At 71.5% G+C, this 18,275-nt stretch carries 16 protein-coding genes; 10 read left to right on the top strand and 6 right to left on the bottom strand.

Annotated elements, in window-relative coordinates; translation table 11 throughout:
• Positions 1 to 70: 70 nt before the first annotated feature.
• From MXD60_RS21025 to greA, 3 genes are all read right to left on the bottom strand, one after another.
• Positions 71 to 2,062, bottom strand: coding sequence for a vWA domain-containing protein (locus MXD60_RS21025; RefSeq protein ID WP_248821049.1), 1,992 nt, complete (start codon positions 2,060 to 2,062; stop codon positions 71 to 73).
• A gap of 125 nt (positions 2,063 to 2,187) precedes the next feature.
• Complete coding sequence (locus tag MXD60_RS21030; RefSeq protein ID WP_248821076.1) at positions 2,188 to 3,675, bottom strand: magnesium chelatase ATPase subunit I; 1,488 nt, start codon at positions 3,673 to 3,675, stop codon at positions 2,188 to 2,190.
• A gap of 274 nt (positions 3,676 to 3,949) precedes the next feature.
• Positions 3,950 to 4,435: a transcription elongation factor GreA gene (gene greA / locus MXD60_RS21035; protein ID WP_248821050.1), complete on the bottom strand. Its 486-nt coding sequence runs from the start codon at positions 4,433 to 4,435 to the stop codon at positions 3,950 to 3,952.
• A 455-nt stretch (positions 4,436 to 4,890) separates the two neighbouring features.
• Here greA and mca point away from each other — a divergent pair, with 455 nt between their 5' ends.
• The 4 genes from mca to abmR all read left to right on the top strand — a co-directional run bounded on the left by mca (position 4,891) and on the right by abmR (position 9,371).
• Positions 4,891 to 5,784, top strand: a complete 894-nt coding sequence (gene mca / locus MXD60_RS21040) for a mycothiol conjugate amidase Mca (protein WP_248821051.1) — start codon at positions 4,891 to 4,893, stop codon at positions 5,782 to 5,784.
• Between the two features lie 150 nt (positions 5,785 to 5,934).
• Entirely contained in the window at positions 5,935 to 6,363 is a 429-nt protein-coding gene (locus tag MXD60_RS21045) for a hypothetical protein (RefSeq protein ID WP_248821052.1), read from the top strand.
• A 234-nt stretch (positions 6,364 to 6,597) separates the two neighbouring features.
• Entirely contained in the window at positions 6,598 to 8,628 is a 2,031-nt protein-coding gene (locus MXD60_RS21050) for a thioredoxin domain-containing protein (RefSeq protein WP_248821053.1), read from the top strand.
• A 155-nt stretch (positions 8,629 to 8,783) separates the two neighbouring features.
• The gene (abmR, locus tag MXD60_RS21055; RefSeq protein WP_248821054.1) at positions 8,784 to 9,371 is read left to right on the top strand and encodes an ATP-binding transcription factor AbmR; all 588 of its coding nucleotides are present in this window, start codon (positions 8,784 to 8,786) and stop codon (positions 9,369 to 9,371) included.
• Between the two features lie 97 nt (positions 9,372 to 9,468).
• Here the strand turns inward: abmR and trhA are convergent, their stop codons facing one another.
• Positions 9,469 to 10,083 carry a PAQR family membrane homeostasis protein TrhA gene (trhA, locus tag MXD60_RS21060; RefSeq protein ID WP_248821055.1) on the bottom strand — a complete coding sequence of 205 codons (615 nt, stop codon included), beginning with the start codon at positions 10,081 to 10,083 and terminating at the stop codon, positions 9,469 to 9,471.
• A gap of 361 nt (positions 10,084 to 10,444) precedes the next feature.
• Here trhA and MXD60_RS21065 point away from each other — a divergent pair, with 361 nt between their 5' ends.
• From MXD60_RS21065 to MXD60_RS21085, 5 genes are all read left to right on the top strand, one after another.
• On the top strand, positions 10,445 to 12,268 hold the full coding sequence (locus MXD60_RS21065; RefSeq protein ID WP_248821056.1) for a phosphoenolpyruvate carboxykinase (GTP): 1,824 nt from the start codon (positions 10,445 to 10,447) through the stop codon (positions 12,266 to 12,268).
• A gap of 1,067 nt (positions 12,269 to 13,335) precedes the next feature.
• On the top strand, positions 13,336 to 14,628 hold the full coding sequence (gene phoH2, locus MXD60_RS29490) for an RNA 5'-3' helicase PhoH2 (RefSeq protein WP_248821057.1): 1,293 nt from the start codon (positions 13,336 to 13,338) through the stop codon (positions 14,626 to 14,628).
• A 68-nt stretch (positions 14,629 to 14,696) separates the two neighbouring features.
• A complete protein-coding gene (gene msrA, locus MXD60_RS21075; RefSeq protein ID WP_248821058.1) occupies positions 14,697 to 15,365 on the top strand; it encodes a peptide-methionine (S)-S-oxide reductase MsrA in 669 nt (222 codons plus the stop codon).
• A gap of 80 nt (positions 15,366 to 15,445) precedes the next feature.
• The gene (locus MXD60_RS21080) at positions 15,446 to 15,715 is read left to right on the top strand and encodes a hypothetical protein (protein ID WP_248821059.1); all 270 of its coding nucleotides are present in this window, start codon (positions 15,446 to 15,448) and stop codon (positions 15,713 to 15,715) included.
• Positions 15,716 to 15,732: 17 nt separating this feature from the next.
• Entirely contained in the window at positions 15,733 to 16,071 is a 339-nt protein-coding gene (locus MXD60_RS21085; RefSeq protein ID WP_248821060.1) for a type II toxin-antitoxin system PemK/MazF family toxin, read from the top strand.
• Positions 16,072 to 16,192: 121 nt separating this feature from the next.
• Here MXD60_RS21085 and MXD60_RS21090 read toward each other — a convergent pair whose 3' ends face one another.
• Positions 16,193 to 17,026, bottom strand: coding sequence for an HAD-IIA family hydrolase (locus MXD60_RS21090; protein ID WP_248821061.1), 834 nt, complete (start codon positions 17,024 to 17,026; stop codon positions 16,193 to 16,195).
• A gap of 99 nt (positions 17,027 to 17,125) precedes the next feature.
• Positions 17,126 to 17,383 carry a hypothetical protein gene (locus tag MXD60_RS21095; RefSeq protein ID WP_248821062.1) on the bottom strand — a complete coding sequence of 86 codons (258 nt, stop codon included), beginning with the start codon at positions 17,381 to 17,383 and terminating at the stop codon, positions 17,126 to 17,128.
• 246 nt (positions 17,384 to 17,629) lie between these two features.
• Here MXD60_RS21095 and MXD60_RS21100 point away from each other — a divergent pair, with 246 nt between their 5' ends.
• Positions 17,630 to 18,193, top strand: coding sequence for a hypothetical protein (locus MXD60_RS21100; RefSeq protein ID WP_248821063.1), 564 nt, complete (start codon positions 17,630 to 17,632; stop codon positions 18,191 to 18,193).
• Positions 18,194 to 18,275: the final 82 nt, after the last annotated feature.

The raw sequence follows: 18,275 nt of genomic DNA on the forward strand, positions 1-18,275 counted from the left end.
CCCAACCCAGCCACCATGATCGACAACCGGGCCGGTCAACACATCGAAACCCCATGTGCGGAAGACGGGCCTAGCGGGCGACCCGCCGGCCGCCCCGGGCGCCCAGGTAGTCCCGGATGACGTAGTTGCCGAGAGTGGTGGGATCCGGGGAGAGCACCCGGCCGCCGTTGCGCCGGGCCATCTCCTCGACGAACTGCACCAGTCGGGGCTCGTCGTCGAGCATGAACACGTTGATCGTCACCCCGCGCCGGGTCAGCTTGTCGACCTCGGCCAGGGTCAGCTCCAGCGTCTCCGGCATCGGTGGCCAGGAGAACGAGGGCGTGCCGTTGCGCAGCAGATGGGCGGTGGGCTCGCCGTCGGTGACCACCATGACGACCGGCTCCGACTGCGGGTACCGGCTCAGCAGCCGGCCGGCGATGTGCAGCGCGTGCTGCAGGTTCGTGCCCTGGACCATCTCCGACTCGAGGCCCGCGAGCTCGACCGGCCGCAGCTCCCGGGCGTAGTCCGAGAAGCCGATGATGTGGATCTTGTCCTGCGGGAACGAGGTGGTCACCAGGGTGTGCAGCGCGAGCGCCGTGGACTTGGCGATGCCCCACGTCCCGCGCAGCGCCATCGAGTACGACAGGTCCACCAGCAGGCACACCGCGGCCGTGGAGCGACGTTCCGTCTCGGCGACCTCGAAGTCGCCGACCTGTAGGCGCACGGCCCGGCCGGGGCCGGGCGGCCCGGCCCGCAGCACCGCGTTGCGGACCGTGCGGACCACGTCGATCGGCTGGGTGTCGCCGAACTGCCAGGCCCGCGAGGTGCCGAGCAGATCACCGGCGGAACCCGCGTCCAGCATGCTGTGATCGCCCCGGCCGCGGGCGGAGACCTGCTTGAAGATCCGGGTCAGCGCCGCCTGCCCGATCCGCCGGACCGCCCGCGGGGTCAGCTCCAGGCTGCCGGCCCGACGGGTGATGAAACCCTGGCGCTCCAGCTCCCGCTCGACCTGTTGCAGGCTGCGCAGGTCGTCGACGGCCGAACGGCCCAGCGCGCGGGCGACCGCGTCGGCGTCGATGTCCTCCAGCGACGCGCCGGCATAGTCCTGCCCGAGGGCGGCGGCCAACTCGTCCAGCTCGGCCAGCTCCTCCAACGCCGTGGTGGCGTCGCCGAGGCCGAGCCCCTCCTCGCCGGTGAGGCCCTCACCCAGTCGGCCCCGGCCACGCCTGCGACCGCCCCAGTTCAGGTCCGGACGCGCGGCGCGCAGCGCCTGGTCAAGCCGCGACATCTCGGCGGCCAGGCCCAGATCCTCCATGGCGGTCGACATCAGATCGGCGAGTTCGGCGCGCTGCTGGGGGGTGAGGCCGGCCAGCAGCCGCGCCGCCGCCGCCGCGCGCCGGGCCAGGGCATCGACCAGCTCCTCCAACGACTGCGGCTGCTCCGGGAAGAAATCCCCGTGGTTGCGCATGAACTCGGCGAATGCCGCATCGGTGTCCTCGCCCCGGGCGTCGGCCGCCAGCAGTTCGTTCAGCGCGCTGACCATCTCGCGGACGTGGGCGAAGTCCTCCGCGCTGGCCCCCTCCAGGGCCTGCTTCATGCCCCTGAACTGGGAGTCCAGGACCTCCTGGCGGAGCAGGTCGGAGATCTTCTCGTAGGTCTCGCGGGCCTCGGGGGAGCGCCAGTCGTAGTCGGACAGCGACCGCACGGCCCGCGCGGGATCCGCCGGCAGCGAGTCGAGCTCGGCCTCCCGCAGCCGGGCCTCGTCCGACGGGTCGGGGAACAGCGCCGCCCGCTCCTGGCCGACGGCGGTGTCGAGCAGCCGGCGGACCTCCTGCAGGGTGCCGTCCATCCGGCCGCGGCCGCGGGCCTCGCGGCGGCGGCGCTCGATCGAGCGCCGCAGGTCGTCCAGCCCGCGCTGGCCCGGCATGCCCCGGCGCAGCAGCGCCTCCAGTGCCTCGCGCGGGGTGCGGCCCTCGAGGATCTGGCGGGACATCTCGTCGAGCGCGCCCGCCGCGCTGAAGGGAGAGGCGAGCGGGTCGGGACCGCCGTCCCACGGGCCATAGCGGAATGTTCCGGAGCTCACCGGGATGTCCTCCCACTCGGTCGCGCCCGGTCCGGGCTCTGAAGTCCCGGCCGGAGGGATGCCGCCGCGAGCGCCGTTGCCGCGAGCCTGTCGAGGGTGGTGCCAGGTGGTGCGGGTCCGACGTCTCAGGGGCCGCCGTAGACCGTCCGGCCGGGAAGCTCCTCCTTGCCCAGGCGCCGGTTGAGGTGCAGTCCCTCCATTGCCAGCTCCAGCGCGGCGGCGGCGAGACCGGGCGACTCGGCGCCGTCGACGCCGAGCCGGTTGAGGATCGCCGCGAGACCGGGCACCGGGCCGACGCGCCGCAGCAGCTCGGCGGCGGGCACGAGGTCACCGGTCTCGACCGGGCCGTCGCTGTCGAACCGGTTCTGCAGGCCGGAGAGGTCGGCGCCGGCCAGCCGGGCGCGGAACGTCTCGGCGATCGCCCGGCGCAGCAGCAGCGCGAGAACCTCGTCCTCGCGGCCCTCCTCGAGCTGGTCGAACTCGATCTTTCCGCGGACGGCCGGGACGATCGAGGAGAGGTCGACCACCCGGGCGGTGGGCGTGTCCTCCCCGGTGAGCGCCGCGCGGCGGACCGCGGAGGCGGCGACCGTCTCGGCCGCAGCGACAGCGAGCCGGGCGGACACGCCGGAGCGCTGGTCGACCTGCGGGGCGTCGCGCACCAGCCGGGTGAACCGGGCGACGACCTCCAGCAGGTGGTCGGCGAGCTCGGGCGCGCCGAGCGACGAACCGGCCCAGGAGATCACCGCCTCCTGGCGGATCAGGTCGAGCTCGTCGGCCAGCACGAGGGGATAGTGCGTGCGGACCTCGGCGCCGAAGCGGTCCTTCAGCGGCGTGATGATCCGTCCGCGGTTGGTGTAGTCCTCCGGGTTCGCCGAGGCGACCAGCAGCAGGTCCAGCGGCAGCCGCAGGAGGTAGCCACGGACCTGGATGTCACGCTCCTCCAGCACGTTGAGCAGCGAGACCTGGATGCGCTCGGCGAGGTCGGGCAGCTCGTTGACGCTGAAGATGCCCCGGTTGGTGCGCGGCACCAGGCCGTAGTGCACCGTCTCCGGGTCACCGAGGGTGCGGCCCTCGGCGACCTTCACCGGGTCGACGTCGCCGATCAGGTCGCCGACGCTGGTGTCCGGGGTGGCGAGCTTCTCGCCGAACCGTTCGCTGCGGTGGCGCCACGCGATGGGCAGGTCGTCGCCGCGCTCGGCGGCCAGCGCCCGGCAGCGGCCGCAGACCGGCGCGTACGGGTGGTCGTTGATCTCGCAGCCGGCCACTGCCGGCGACCACTCGTCGAGCAGGTAGATCAGGGTACGGATCAGGCGGGTCTTGCCCTGGCCGCGCTCGCCGAGGAAGACGATGTCGTGGCCGGCGAGGATGGCCCGCTCGACCTGCGGCAGAACCGTCTCGTCGAACCCGACGATGCCGGGGAAGCGGACGGCGTCGGTCCGCATCAGCGCGACGAGGTTCTCCCGCAGCTCCGCGCGCACGGAACGATGCGGGTGCCCGCTGCTACGGAGCTCACCCACCGTAAGCGCGGAGGGGGGTGCGCCCGCCGGGCCGGCGGTCGGCGATGTCGTGGTCGGCGGGACGGAATGACGGGGCGGTGCCGGCAGATCCTCCACCCGTCCGACGGTACGTCGGCGCCGCTGCCCGCGCAGCCGAGTCAGCACCCGTCCGCTGCGGGCGTAGCCGCCGCACACCCGTCGCCGCCGCGTGACAGGCCCCGCCCGGCCCGTCACGCGATCGGCACGGATGTGCCATTCGCCTCCCCGGCACACCGCCGCCCGTCCACTGCCAGGTGGGGTATGTCCGACAGGGCAGGATGCCTGAATCGTCCCGTCCACCAGGACCACGGTGGGAGTTACGGAGAGTGACGATCCGGTCGGGCTGGGAGTGTCAGCCGGAGTACGGCGAGACCGAGACGATCTCGACCTTGGCGGCGCGGCCGTTCGGGAGCGTGTACATGACGGTCTCGCCGGCCTTGTGTCCGGTCACGGCACCTCCGAGGGGGGACGCGGGGGAAAACACCTCGATCGGCGTGCTGTGGTCCTCGCGCGAGCCGATGAGGAACTTCTCCGTCGCGTCGTCGCCGGGGAAGCGCACCTCCACGACCGTTCCGGGGCCGGCCTCGCCGGCCTTGGTGCTGGGCGTCTCCCCGACCCGCGCGTCCCGCAGCAGGTCGGCGAGCTGGCGGATGCGTGCCTCCTGCTTGCCCTGCTCCTCCTTGGCGGCGTGGTAGCCACCGTTCTCCTTCAGGTCACCCTCCTCGCGGGCGGCCTCGATCTTGGTGGCGATCTCCGTACGCCAGGGGCCGGTGAGGTAGTCGAGCTCGGAGCGGAGCCGGTCGTATGCCTCCTGGGTGAGCCAAGTCTGCTGCGTCACGCGGGTCACGCTCCTCGAAGAACATCAAAAGGGTCACGATAACAAAGCGAATCAAGGAAATCCGGGGTCGAACCCGCCGCCCGCCATGCCCCTCCCGAACCGTGGGAAGGCCACGGACCGGCGACTTCACCCGAATGGGTGAGTCAACCGTCCGGGGACGTCGACCACGATCGCAAGGCCGTCATGGCGCGGGCGTGACCGACTGGCGGCGAGAACCGGCTGGCCCCCAGTGGCCGGACCGACGACGATGTCGGAACGCCGGCCAGCGATGTGACACCCGCCACTGCATGCGCGGACGGTGTATTGTGCCACGGCGTTGGGTGACTTTTCCAGATCGAACGTCGCCTGGTGGCGCGTGGTTCCGCGCGGTGGAGTACCGCGTCGGCCGCCGCCGGGTCGCAGGCCCTGCCGGCCGGTGAACCGGGTCCGGTCCGGGCGTCAGCCACAATGGTCGCATGCCTGCGGTCGAAGAGCGGCATGGCCTGCGTCTCATGGCCATCCACGCGCATCCCGATGACGAGTCCAGCAAGGGCGCGGCGACGATGGCGCGCTACGCCAGCGAGGGCGTGGACGTCCTGGTCGTGACCTGTACGGGCGGCGAGGAGGGGAGCATCCTCAACCCGGCGATGGACACCCCCGGCGTCGCGGCCCGCATCACCGAGATCCGCCGGGAGGAGATGGAGGAGGCCCGGCGTGTCCTCGGTGTCCGCCAGGAGTGGCTCGGCTTCCGCGACTCCGGCCTGCCCGAGGGTGACCCGCGGCCACCCGTTCCGCCGGGGCGTTTTGCCACCACCGAGCTGGAGACCGCGAGCCGACCGCTCGTGCGGCTGATCCGGACGTTTCGCCCGCAGGTCATCACGACCTACGACGAGTCGGGTGGCTACCCGCATCCGGACCACATCATGACCCACCAGATCAGCGTCGAGGCGTTCGAGGCGGCGGGTGATCCCACCCGGTATCCGGAGGTCGGCGCCGAGATCGGACTCGCGCCGTGGCAGCCGCTGAAGCTCTACTACCACCTGACGTTCCACAAGGAGCGCATCCTGGCGCTGCACGAGGCGATGCTGGCCCGCGGGCTGGAATCGCCGTACGCCGAGCGGCTCGCCGAGTGGGCGGACCGGGCCGAGGACGCCGGGCGCCTGACCACCAGAGTGCCGTGCGCCGACTGGTTCGGGACCCGGGACCGTGCCCTGCTCGCCCACGCCACCCAGGTCGACCCGACGGGCTGGTGGTTCCGTATCCCGCTGGACGTCCAGCGGGCGGCCTGGCCGACGGAGGACTACCAGCTCGCCCGATCGCTGATCGAGGTCGGGATGCTGCCGGAAGCCGACCTGTTCAACGGCGTGTGACGGCGGCCGGCGGCCGATCGCCCGGTTCGCGTGTCCGCCAGGCGGGCGGACCGGGCGCGGTGTGGGCGTAGGGTCGGATACAGGGTCCGCGCCGCCGCGGTCGCGGCGGGTTCGGACCGCAGCGATGGCCCGGGTGTGAGGACGTGAGGCGTGAACAGGGACTTCGCCGGCTCCGTGCTGGCCGCGCAGGAGCGCGGCGCCGGAGGCCTCGGCCTGCTCGTCGTCGTCGGGATGCTGGTGGCCTCCGCGGCGGTGTTCTTCTTCATGTCGAAGAGCCTGCGCCGGATGCGCGAGAACGTCGCCAGCGGCGCCTTCCGCGGGGTCGAGTCGGATCGCACCGATCCGGTCGACCCGCGCCAGTCGCTCCGGCGCCGCTCGACGTTCCTGGGCGGTGGCTCGTCGGTGATCGACGGCGAGGTCGTCGGTGGCAAGGCCGTCCCGGGCAAGGCCCTCGACGGCATGGTCATCGAGGGTGGCCCGGCGCAGACTGACGCCACCTCGCGCGAGGACGGCGGCGGGCAGGCCGACGGCGGCCGGCCGGACCTGCCCGTCCAGCCCGGCCCGCCCGCTGGTCGCTGATGCCGCTGGCGGGTCCCGGCTGCGGCCGTCCCGGGCGGCGCTCGTCCGCTTCGGTCTCGCCGCGCCTGGTCGGGTCCGCCCGGTCCAGCTGAGGTCGGGTTCCGTCGGCGGGTCCGGCCGACCCGGCGCGCCCGGGATCGTGGAATTCGGTCAGCCGCCTGCCGTTTTGGTTGCATGTCAGGGACCCGGTGCTCGCCAGGGCCCGGGCACAGGTGGATCTCGAGGAGTCGCCCGGTGCCGAACAAGCTCGCGCAGCAGACGTCTCCCTATCTGCTCCAACACGCCGACAATCCGGTGGACTGGTGGCCGTGGAGTCCGGAGGCCTTCGCCGAGGCGGCCAGCCGCGGGCTGCCCGTGCTGCTCTCGGTGGGGTACGCCTCCTGCCACTGGTGCCACGTGATGGCGCACGAGTCCTTCGAGGACACCCTCACCGCGGCCTACATGAACGACCACTTCGTCAACATCAAGGTTGACCGCGAGGAGCGGCCCGACGTCGACTCCGTCTACATGGACGTCACCGTCGCCCTGACCGGGCACGGCGGCTGGCCGATGACGGTCTTCCTCACCCCGAAGGGCGAACCGTTCTTCGCCGGAACCTACTTCCCGCCCCGGTCCCGCCCGGGTATGGCCTCGTTCCGCCAGGTCATGGAGGCCGTCGTCGACGCCTGGCGGACGCGGCGCCAGGAGATCGAGGAGTCGGGCGCCGACATCGCCCGCCGGCTCGCCGAGGCGGCGAAGCACGGCCCGGTCGCCGGCCTGGCCGCGAACGCGGCGTCGAAGGTCGCCGACGAAATCACCCCGGCCCTGCTCGACACGGCCGTCGCGGGCCTGTCCGCCCGCTTCGACGCCCGGCACGGCGGATTCGGCGGAGCCCCGAAGTTCCCGCCGTCGATGACCGCCGAGCTGCTGCTGCGGCATGCCGCGCGCACCGGTGACGCGCGCAGCCTGGAGATGGTCACCGTCACCTGTGAGCGGATGGCCCGCGGCGGCATGTACGACCAGTTGGCCGGCGGCTTCGCCCGCTACAGCGTGGACGCCACGTGGACCGTGCCGCACTTCGAGAAGATGTTGTATGACAACGCCCAGTTGCTGCGGGTCTACCTGCATCTGTGGCGGGCCACGGAGAGCCCGCTGGCCGCGCGGGTGGTGCGGGAGACGGCCGAGTTCCTGCTCGCCGACCTGCGCACCCCGCAGGGCGGGTTCGCCTCGGCGCTCGACGCCGACGCCGTCCCGCCGGGCGCCCCGGCGGCCAGGGCCCGTCCCGAGGAGGGGGCGAGCTACGCGTGGACGCCGGCGGGCCTGCGCGCGGTGCTCGGCGAGGACGACGGCGCCTGGGCCACGGACATCTTCGGGGTTACCACCGAGGGCACCTTCGAGCACGGGACGTCGGTGCTGCAACTGCCGGCCGACCCGGCCGACCCGGCGAGGTTCGCCGCGGTGCGGACAGCGCTGGCGGCCGCTCGGGCGACCCGGCCGCAACCGGCGCGGGACGACAAGGTGGTCGCTGCGTGGAACGGCCTGGCCATCGCGGCCCTCGCCGAGGCCGGGGCGCTGTTCGGCGAACCGGGTTGGATCAGCGCCGCGGAGGACGCCGCGGTGCTGCTGCGCGACGTTCACCTGGTGGACGGCCGGCTGCGCCGGACCAGCCGCGACGGCCGGGTCGGGTCGAACGCCGGTGTGCTGGAGGACTACGGCGACGTCGCCGAGGGACTGCTCGCCCTGCACCAGGTGACCGGCGATCCGCTGTGGCTCACCCTGTCCGGCGAGCTGCTCGACGTGGTGCGGACCCGGTTCGCCGCGCCGGACGGCGGCTTCTTCGACACCGCGGACGACGCGGAGGCGCTGCTGCGCCGCCCGCGTGACGATTCGGACTCGGCGACCCCGTCCGGCCAGGCAGCGGCCGCCGGCGCGCTGCTGACGTACTCCGCGCTGACGAGTTCGATCGACCACCGGCTGGCCGCCGAGCGGGCCGTGGCCCGCTTCGCGCCGCTGTTGTCGCGGGATGCCCGGTTCGCCGGCTGGGCCGGGGCGGTCGCGGAGGCGCTGGTGGCCGGGCCGGCGGAGGTCGCCGTCGTGGACAGCCCGGAGCTGGAGCGGATCGCCCGGCTCGGGACGGCCCCGGGCGCGGTGGTGGTGACGGACGGTCCGCTGGTGGCCGGACGGGACAAGCCAGGGGTGTACGTGTGCCGCCAGTTCGTCTGCGGCCTGCCCGTGCACACCGCTGCGGACGTCCGTCGCGAGCTGGGCGTGAAGGTCGCCACCTGAGGCGTCCGTGACTTTCACTTGTGAGTGAGTAAGCGTGTAATCGTCGAGGTGCGCCGGCCTCCCGCCGGCCACCCGGTCGAAGCCGATGGCTCCGGCCCAGTTCGGCAGGCCGGGCCCGGGGGCGGGTTCGACCGGGGACGGCGAGGTGACGCGACATGTCCGCTCCGCGAGTGCGAGGTTACGGCAGGCCGGGGGACCGGCCCGAGGGAATCCCCGCGGATGACGCGCCGGACTGGTTCACCGCGCACATCCCGGCCGACTGGTTTGCCGGGCCGCCTCGCGTCGTCGTGGACCGCGACGAGATCACCGTGCTCGGGGAGCTCGTCGACGACCCTCACCCGCGCCCCGCCGACGCCGGTGCCGGCGTTGCGGGCGGCAACGGTGCCGGCGACAGCGACGCGGCGGCGCGAATCAGAGCCTTCCGCGAGCGCACCCGCGACGAGCGGATCATCATCGCCGCCGACGCCGAGCGTCGCTACGGTCGCAAGATTGCCTGGGGCGTCACCGCCGGTCGCACCAGCGAGCTGTTCACCGTGCTGTCCGTGCCCGTGATGACCAGGCTGCGCCAACCCGAACGCCAGGTGCTGGACACCCTCGTCGACTCCGGCGTCGCCCGCAGCCGCAGCGAGGCGCTGGCCTGGTGCGTCCGACTCGTCGGCGAGAACGCCGACGCCTGGCTGCGCCAACTCCGCGAGGCCATGGAGCAGGTCGAGAAGATCCGCTCCGAAGGCCCCGGCCGCTGACCCATCCCGCTCCCCCTGTCTGACCGGAGCGACCAGCACATAACGCCACCCGGCCCCCCACGCGGACATGCCGGGCATCGGGCCGTACGGGGCGACCTTAGAAGATGGCGAGCATCAGGGCGAGGTAGTGGCAGAGGGCGGCCACGAGGGTGAAGGCGTGGAACACCTCGTGGTAGCCGAAGACCGTCGGGGACGGGTTCGGGCGGCGGGTGGCGTAGACCACGGCGCCGAGGCTGTAGCAGACGCCGCCGACCAGCAGCAGGACCATCGAGGCGATGCCGGCGCGGTGCGCGAGCTGCGGGATGACGAACACGGCGACCCAGCCGAGCGCGATGTAGAGCGGCACGATCAGGTAACGCGGCGAGTGCAGCCAAACCATACGCAGCGTCACGCCAAGCGCAGCCCCGATCCACACAACCGCCAGGACAACCCGGGCTGTTGCGGGCCGCATCGCTATTAGGGCAAATGGGGTATATGTCCCCGCGATGAAAACAAAGATCATGGAATGGTCGAGGCGTTTCATCCATGCCCGGGCGCGTGACGTCGACCACATCGTCCGGTGGTACAGCGCGCTGGTTCCGAACAGTGCGGCAATGCTCAGCGCATATATCGCCACACCCAGCCGGGCACGGAGAGTGGTGGCCAACGCCACCGCGAGGAGGCCGAGTGCGAGACTTACCGGGAATGCCCCGGCATGTAGCCATCCCCGCATGCGTGGTCGCACCAGGTCACGTGGGTGGATCGAGCTGTTCGCCTGCGGAGGTCGGCCGGGCTGCTGGGTGTGGGAAGCCACGCTCAGGACGATAACCCGGGGGTTACGGGGACCACGAGCTGGAGTCACCCGAGGGCGGTCGGTCCGTACCGGTGCGTGATGGATCCGACGCTTCTGCCCGCTCGCTATCGCGCGACTGCGGGCGGAACGCGCGGTACAGTCTAATGATCCTGATCGCGGCCTCGAACTGCCTCTGTGCCGGCTTTTGTCGAAGCGTGAACGAGTAAGTTCAAGTGCTGAAGTGGGCACAACCAACAGGGCGAGAACGCGGCGGGTTTCGACTCGACCGGAGGTGTGAGCTGTGACGACCGCGGCACAGATTCCGGGGCTGGAAACGGCCCCCACGAAGCACGCCAGGCTGGTCGCCTGGGTGCGTGAGATCGCCGAACTCACCCAGCCGGAACGGGTTGAGTGGTGCGACGGGTCGGAGGCCGAGTTCGATCGGCTGACCAGCCTCCTGATCGAGAAGGGGACCCTGTCCCGGCTCAGCGACGAGAAGCGCCCGAACAGCTTCTATGCGGCTTCCGACCCCAATGACGTCGCTCGGGTCGAGGACCGCACCTACATCTGTTCGGAGAAGGCCGAGGACGCCGGGCCGACGAACAACTGGATGGACCCGGCGGAGATGCGGGTCAAGCTCCAGGGCCTGTTCGCGGGGTCCATGCGCGGGCGCACGATGTACGTCGTCCCGTTTTGCATGGGGCCGCTCGGGTCGCATATCTCGGCGCTTGGTGTCGAAATTACCGACTCGCCCTACGTCGTCATCTCCATGCGCACGATGACGCGTATGGGCGCGGCCGCCCTGGAACAGCTCGGCGACGATGGCTTCTTCGTTCCCGCGGTGCATTCACTGGGCGCTCCGCTTGGACCCGGCGCCGCCGACGTTCCGTGGCCGTGCAACACCACGAAATACATCACGCACTTTCCGGAGTCCCGGGAAATCTGGTCCTACGGATCGGGTTACGGCGGTAACGCGCTGCTCGGCAAGAAATGCTATGCGCTGCGTATCGCGTCCGTTATGGCGCGAGATGAGGGCTGGCTCGCCGAGCACATGCTCATCCTGAAGCTCACCTCGCCCGCGGGCAAGGTCCACTACATTGCCGCGGCCTTTCCGTCGGCCTGCGGAAAAACCAATCTCGCGATGCTCATTCCCACCCTGCCCGGGTGGAAGGCGGAGACTGTCGGTGACGACATCGCCTGGATGCGGTTCGGCGAGGACGGCCGGCTCTACGCCGTCAACCCCGAGGCCGGCTTCTTCGGCGTCGCCCCCGGCACCGGCGCGCAGACCAACCCGAACGCGATCCAGACGCTGTGGGGCAACGCGATCTACACGAACGTCGCCCGGACCGACGACGGCGACGTCTGGTGGGAGGGGCTGACCAGGCAGCCGCCGGCGCACCTGATCGACTGGAAGGGCCGCGACTGGACGCCGGAGTCGACCGAGCCCGCCGCCCACCCCAACGCCCGCTTCACCGTGCCCGCCGGCCAGTGCCCGACGATCGCGTCCGAGTGGGAGGACCCGAAGGGCGTGCCGATCTCGGCAATCCTGTTCGGCGGCCGCCGCGCGACCGCGGTGCCGCTGGTCACCGAGGCGCCCGACTGGCAGCGCGGGGTCTTCTTCGGCTCGATCGTCGCCTCCGAGACCACCGCCGCGCAGGCCGGCGCGATCGGCAAGCTGCGCCGTGACCCGTTCGCCATGCTGCCCTTCTGCGGCTACAACATGGCCGACTACTTCGCCCACTGGCTGTCCGTCGGTGAGAAGTCGGACCAGGCGAAGCTGCCGAAGATCTACTACGTGAACTGGTTCCGCAAGAGCCCCGAGGGCAAGTTCCTGTGGCCCGGCTTCGGCGACAACAGCCGGGTGCTGGCCTGGATCGTCGGCCGACTGGAGGGCGAGGCCGAGGGCGTCGAGACGCCTCTCGGCGTGCTGCCGACGAAGGGGGCCCTGCCGACCGACGGCCTCGACATCGCCGACGCCGACCTGGACGCGCTGCTCTCGGTGGACGTCGAGGTGTGGAAGCAGGAGGCCGAGCTGATCCCCGAGCACTACCAGACCTTCGGCGACCGGCTTCCCGCCGCGCTCTGGGCCGAGCACGAGGCCCTGGTCAGTCGCCTCGAGGCCTGACGGCGCACGAGGACCTGACGGCACCCGGCTGAGGCAGCACTGCCGAGGCCACCTGGTCACCGCGGCCCGTGTCGGACGACCCTTGTCGTCGTCCGACACGGGCTGCGGTGTGTCCGGGTTCTGCCGGGCGCCGCCCACGTCGAATTTGGTTACGCAGCGTCACGGCTGTCAGGTGACCGTCAGTCTGGTGGGTAACCGATTACCGCATGCCCGGGCAGGCGGACCGGGACGCCTGCATCTTCAGGCGAAACAGGCTTGTAATGCCGACGTTTTTGGAGAATCGCCGGCGTCTCGTCGTCAGATCTTTGGCAACTGCCGGCGGACGGCGCAGCGGCCGGCCTATCCGGCCCGTGCCGGGCGCCCGATCAGCGGAACACGCCGTCGGTGCGTGTACACGCCATCCGATCCGTCCTTCCTGAACTGTTCCGCCCGGGTTTCCCGCGAGTGCGGGACGGTTGGCCGTGTTTCCAGAAGGCTTCGTCGGGTACCCCCCTCGCGCGACCGGCCGGCGGCTCGGTCGGGTGGCGCGGTCCGCGGCACTGCCCGTCGATACCGGCCTCGCGAATCCGGCAGGACCACCGAGACCCGTTCGACGCGGTGTCGGCGTGGGCCATGTGCCGTGGCCGGTCGACTCTTAGGTCTCCCTAACTTTTCGGGCATTCGTCGGCAGCAACACCAGCAGCCGTCACGTCGAACCTGCCGCGCCCCGCGCCCCGCGCGCCCGGGCCGTCGGCGGACGAGGCCGGGCCGCCGGCGCCGGACGCGGCGTGCGCAGGGACTGCCGCTTGCCGTCATGATCGGCGCACTATGCCACCGGGGAGGGTGCGGGGGGCGGCTGAGCACCCGAATCGTTTCCAGGTCTTAACACAACGTGTTGCCAGAAGTGGGTCGCCATCGTCCGAGGTGACGGCTACCGTGAGAGCCCTAGCGTCTCAAGCCGTGGTCCGGCGTGGTGTCGGACCTCTCGGGAGGCCCCTCGGTGCGGCAAGCGCGACTACACCAGGAGGCCGGAGCCCGGTCCCTGCAGGGGTCGGTCCCGGACTACCTCCGAGTAAGCGGGTGGGCGTGTGCCACGAACGCATGTCGTCGACACAAGCGTGCTGCTTTCTGATCCGGGCGCGCTGCTGCGGTTCGCGGAGCACAATGTCGTGCTCCCCCTCGTCGTCATAGGGGAGCTGGAGGGCAAGAGGAACCATCCGGAGCTTGGCTGGTTCGCCCGGGAGGCCCTGCGCCTCCTGGACGACCTGCGCATCCGGCACGGTCGACTCGACCAGCCGATCGCCCTGGCTGACGGCGGAACGCTTCGGGTGGAACTTAATCACACCGACGCGGCGGTGCTTCCACCGGGGTTCCGGGTGGACACCAACGACTCGCGCATCCTGTGCGTCGCGATGAACCTCCGCAGCGAGGGCGCGGACGTCGTGCTGGTCACCAAGGATCTGCCGCTGCGGGTGAAGGCGTCGGTCCTCGGCCTGCCGGCCGAGGAGTACCAGGCGCTGTCCCCGGTGGACACCGGCTTCTCGGGAATGGCCGAGCTCACCGTCGCGCAGGAGGATCTCGACCGCCTGTACTCCAAGGAGTACACGGAGATCCCCGAGGCGGCCGGTCTGCCCTGCCACACCGGTCTGGTGCTCACCGCCTCCGGCGGCAGTGCCTCCGCGCTCGGTCGGGTCACTGCGGACAAGCAGGTCCGGCTGGTCCGGGGCGACCGCGACGCCTTCGGCCTGCACGGGCGCTCCGCCGAGCAGCGGGTGGCGCTCGACCTGCTGCTCGACCCGGACGTCGGGATCGTCTCGCTCGGCGGTCGGGCAGGCACCGGCAAGTCGGCGCTCGCCCTGTGCGCCGGACTGGAGGCGGTGATGGAGCGGCGAGCCCATCGCAAGGTCGTCGTCTTCCGCCCGCTCTACGCCGTCGGCGGGCAGGAGCTGGGCTACCTGCCGGGCAGCGAGAACGAGAAGATGGCGCCCTGGGCGCAGGCCGTGTTCGACACCCTCGGCGCGCTGGTCTCCCCGGAGGTCATCGAGGAGATCGTCGACCGCGGGATGCTGGAGGTCCTGCCGCTGACCCACATCCGCGGCCGGTCCCTGCACGACGCGTTCGTGATCGTCGACGAGGCGCAGTCGCTGGAGCGCGGGGTCCTGCTCACGGTGCTGTCCCGGCTCGGGCAGGGGTCGCGGGTGGTGCTCACCCACGACGTGGCCCAGCGTGACAACCTGCGGGTCGGCCGGCACGACGGCGTCGCGTCCGTCATCGAGACGCTCAAGGGCCACCCGCTGTTCGCCCACGTCACCCTGACCCGCTCGGAGCGTTCGCCGATCGCGGCTCTGGTCACCACGATGCTGGAGGACCTCGTCCTGTAAGGCCGTCGCGGGAACGTCGGGGCTGGGCGGGTGGTTGTCAGAGGAGACACTCACCGGAGGTGCACGACATGTTCCTCGGTCGCCACAAGACCACGCTGCCCACCCCCGACCAGGCTCTCGCCGGCCGGGATCGCCCGGTGTTCCAGGGCGACTCCCGGCACACGGTCCTCGGCACGTCGTTCACCGGCCCGTTCCCCGCGGGGCTGGAGACGGCCGTGTTCGGCCTGGGCTGCTTCTGGGGCGCCGAGCGCGCGTTCTGGCAGGTGCCCGGCGTCCACACAACGGCGGTCGGCTACGCGGGTGGCTCGACCCCGAACCCGACGTACGAGGAGACGTGCTCGGGCCTGACCGGGCACACCGAGGCGGTCCTGGTCGTCTTCGACCCGGCGAAGGTCTCCTACGAGCGGCTCCTACAGGTCTTCTGGGAGGGTCACGACCCGACCCAGGGGATGCGCCAGGGCAACGACGTGGGCACCCAGTACCGCTCGGCGATCTACACGACCACCGAGGCCCAGGCGACGGCCGCGGCCGCGAGCCGCGACGCGTTCACCGGCGTCCTGGCCGCCGGCGGCTACGGCCCGATCACCACCGAGATCGCCCCGGCGGGCCCGTTCTACCTCGCCGAGGAGTACCACCAGCAGTACCTCTCGGACGCCAAGAACCCGCACGGCTACTGCGGCCTCGGCGGCACGGGCCTGTCCTGCCCCGTCGGCGTCGCCTCCACCGACGCGAGCTGATCATCGCAACCGGACGCGCGGACAGCGACCTGTCCGCGCGTCCGCTTGTATGATCTATGGGGTCTGCCATAATGATCGCTATGGCTACGACGTCCATGCAGCTGGACTCCGCGCTTCGCGACGAGTTGGCCGAACTCGCGGAACAGGACTTCCGAGGCGCCTCTCTTGGAGAGGTGGTGCTGCGCCTCGTTCGGGAGTACAAGATCCAGCGCATCGTTCACCAGTACGAGGCGCTGCGCGCGGACCCCGAAGCGTGGGCCAGTTACCAGGTTGAGGCGCGCCTGACCGACGGTGTCGCCGGGGATCGGATCCCCGGCGCGAGCGAGGAATATCCGGAGTACAACCGTTGAGCAGGCCGCCGAGGCCCATGCCCTGGCAGCTGTGGCTGGTCGATTTCGGCCAGCCGGTGGGACGCGAACAGGGCGGCGTTCGGCCGGCCGTGGTGGTCAGCTCTGCCGTGCACAGCCGTTTCCCGATCGATATGGCCCTGGTCGTGCCGCTCACCTCGCGAGATCGCGGTCTTGAGCACCAGGTGCGCATCGACTCCCCGAGCAGCGGGCTGAGTCGGCCGAGCTTTGCCCGTACCGAGGAGATCACGGCGGTGTCCACTGCGCGGTTCGTCCGGTCGGTGCCGCTGGGGGTCGCCGCTGACGGCGAGATCGCCAGGTTGACCAGCTGGTTGCGCGAGATGGTCGCCTTCTGCTGATCCGGCCGGTCCGCGCGGGCCGCATGGCTGAACACCAGTGGCCGCCGCAGCGGGGTGCGCTGCGGCGCGCACTGGTCGAGGGAAGTCGGCGCTGAGGCCCAGCGGGTCCGCCCGCGTGGGCTCAGCCGGTGGGAGCGGCGTCCGTGGGGGGTGTCAGGGCGCCGTCGATGGTGCGGACGTCGCGGCCGACGGGGACCTTGGCGATGCTGTCGACGACCGCGCTCGGCCGGTAGGGGAAGCGTTCGATGTCGTCGCGGGTCGTGATGCCCGACAGGACGAGGACGGTGTCCATCCCGGCCTCCAGGCCGGCCACGACGTCGGTGTCCATCCGGTCGCCGATGACCACCGTCGTCTCGCTGTGCGCCGCCAGGGTGTTCAGGGCGCTGCGCATCATCAGCGGGTTCGGCTTGCCGACGAAGTACGGGGTCACACCGGTCGCCTTCGTGATCATCGCGGCGACGGCGCCGGTGGCCGGGAGCAGGCCCTCGACGGACGGGCCGGTCGGGTCGGGATTCGTCGCGATGAATCGGGCGCCGCCCCGGACCAGGCGAATCGCCCGGGTGATCGCCTCGAAGCTGTAGGTCCGGGTTTCGCCGAGAACGACATAATCCGGCGTCCGGTCGCTGAGAACATAGCCGACCTCGTGCAGCGCGGTGGTCAGTCCCGCCTCGCCCACCACATACGCCGATCCGCCGGGCCGCTGGGTGTGCAGGAACAACGCGGTGGCGAGCGCGGACGTCCAGATTCGTTCCGCCGGGATCCGCAGCCCCGAACGGGCCAGCCGCGCTGAGAGATCCCGGGCAGTGTAGATCGAGTTGTTCGTCAGTACGAGAAAGCCGAGGCCCGCCGCGGTGAGGCCGGCGATGAAGGCGTCGGCGCCCGCGATGGGATGTTCCTCGTGGACAAGAACGCCGTCCATGTCAATGAGATAGTTCTCGATCGTCCGTTCCGACATGGCCCCAGATTCTGCCCGCCCGGCGCCGGTTCGGCCGACCGGAGCGGGCACTGGGACCGGGGTCTCAGCCGGGCCCGCCGTCCCGCGTGATCCGCCGTCTCACAGCACGGCGACCCCGGCGGCCTGCTGTCCGGCCGGCAGGGTCAGGCAGAGCGCGGGCACCACCAGCCACATCCGCAGCCGCTCGTCGTGGGCGTACCGACGGGCATGTTCGGGGGCCCGGAAGGGCCCGACGACCCCGCGGACCCGATCGCCCTGGCCGCCGAGCACGACCAGTGACCAGGCCGCGGCCGTGACGTTTCCCATCTCGTCCGGCAGGGCCGGTGACTCCCACCAGACCGGCACCGTTTCGGTCATCTTCCCTCCCCCAGCCACGTGCGTTCCGCGCGTCTCGCACCGCGCCCTCCCACCTGCCTTACGCACCGGGTGCGGCAGCGCGGCGCGGCCGGAAAGTGTGACGAAACCCGGCGGGTGGTGCGCTGCGGCGCACGCGCGCGCGGCGGCGGTAGCCCGCCCAGGGGCCGGAACAGCGCCACCAGGACAACGTCGGGGGCAACTCCCGCGTCTGCTAGGTCGGATTACTTCGCATCAGGTGGGGGATTTGTGCGTCGGCGTCGTAGAGACCACCGGAGTTGGGAAGAACTGTCCGGCGAGGAACGCCGCCGGGGCCTCGCTATCCTCGCTGGCGCCGGGATCGTCGCGGTCGTCGCGGTGTACCTGCTGGTCGGCAGCGGCCCGGGCACGCAGGCCGAGGCCGGCGCCTCGCCGCCGCCGACCGTCGACGTGAACGCCCGACTGGCCACCTGGTATTCGGGCACGGCGCAGGTACGCGGCCAGATCGTCACCGCGGTGGGCGCCGTGCGGTCGGACATCCAGGCGGTGAACGGCATGGCGCTGCAGCCCGCCTGCGCCCAGCTCGGCCAGCTCGTCGACCAGATCGCCCCGCTCGGCCAGCCGCCGGCCCCCGCGGCCGCCCAGGCGTGGAGCGCCGGTGCCAGCGCCTACGGCCAGGCCGTCACCACCTGCGGGAACCTCTTCGACGGCACCGCCCAGCAGCCCGCAGTTCTGCTCGCGCGGACCACCGACGCGTTGAACTCCGCCGACGGGCACTGGGCGAGGCTCGCCGCACAGATCGGTGCGCCAGCCCAGATCGTGCCGGCCCGGTAGCCACGCCGGGTGGCCACCGCGGTGGGGCCCCGCCCGGGCGTCACCGGTGGCCGGCCCGGGGGCCCCGGCCCGGCGCCGGCGC

Source organism: Frankia sp. AgB32 (genome assembly GCF_023243045.1).
Classification (GTDB): Bacteria; Actinomycetota; Actinomycetes; order Frankiales; family Frankiaceae; genus Frankia.

Bases quoted from the DNA above. Each gene is read 5' to 3' on its own strand.
- abmR (WP_248821054.1), top strand. From the start codon at position 8,784: ATGTCCGCTCCGCGAGTGCGAGGTTACGGCAGGCCGGGGGACCGGCCC.
- MXD60_RS21090 (WP_248821061.1), bottom strand. From the start codon at position 17,026: ATGTCGGAACGGACGATCGAGAACTATCTCATTGACATGGACGGCGTT.
- MXD60_RS21085 (WP_248821060.1), top strand. From the start codon at position 15,733: ATGCCCTGGCAGCTGTGGCTGGTCGATTTCGGCCAGCCGGTGGGACGC.
- mca (WP_248821051.1), top strand. From the start codon at position 4,891: ATGCCTGCGGTCGAAGAGCGGCATGGCCTGCGTCTCATGGCCATCCAC.
- MXD60_RS21095 (WP_248821062.1), bottom strand. From the start codon at position 17,383: ATGACCGAAACGGTGCCGGTCTGGTGGGAGTCACCGGCCCTGCCGGAC.
- MXD60_RS21080 (WP_248821059.1), top strand. From the start codon at position 15,446: ATGGCTACGACGTCCATGCAGCTGGACTCCGCGCTTCGCGACGAGTTG.
- trhA (WP_248821055.1), bottom strand. From the start codon at position 10,083: ATGCGGGGATGGCTACATGCCGGGGCATTCCCGGTAAGTCTCGCACTC.
- msrA (WP_248821058.1), top strand. From the start codon at position 14,697: ATGTTCCTCGGTCGCCACAAGACCACGCTGCCCACCCCCGACCAGGCT.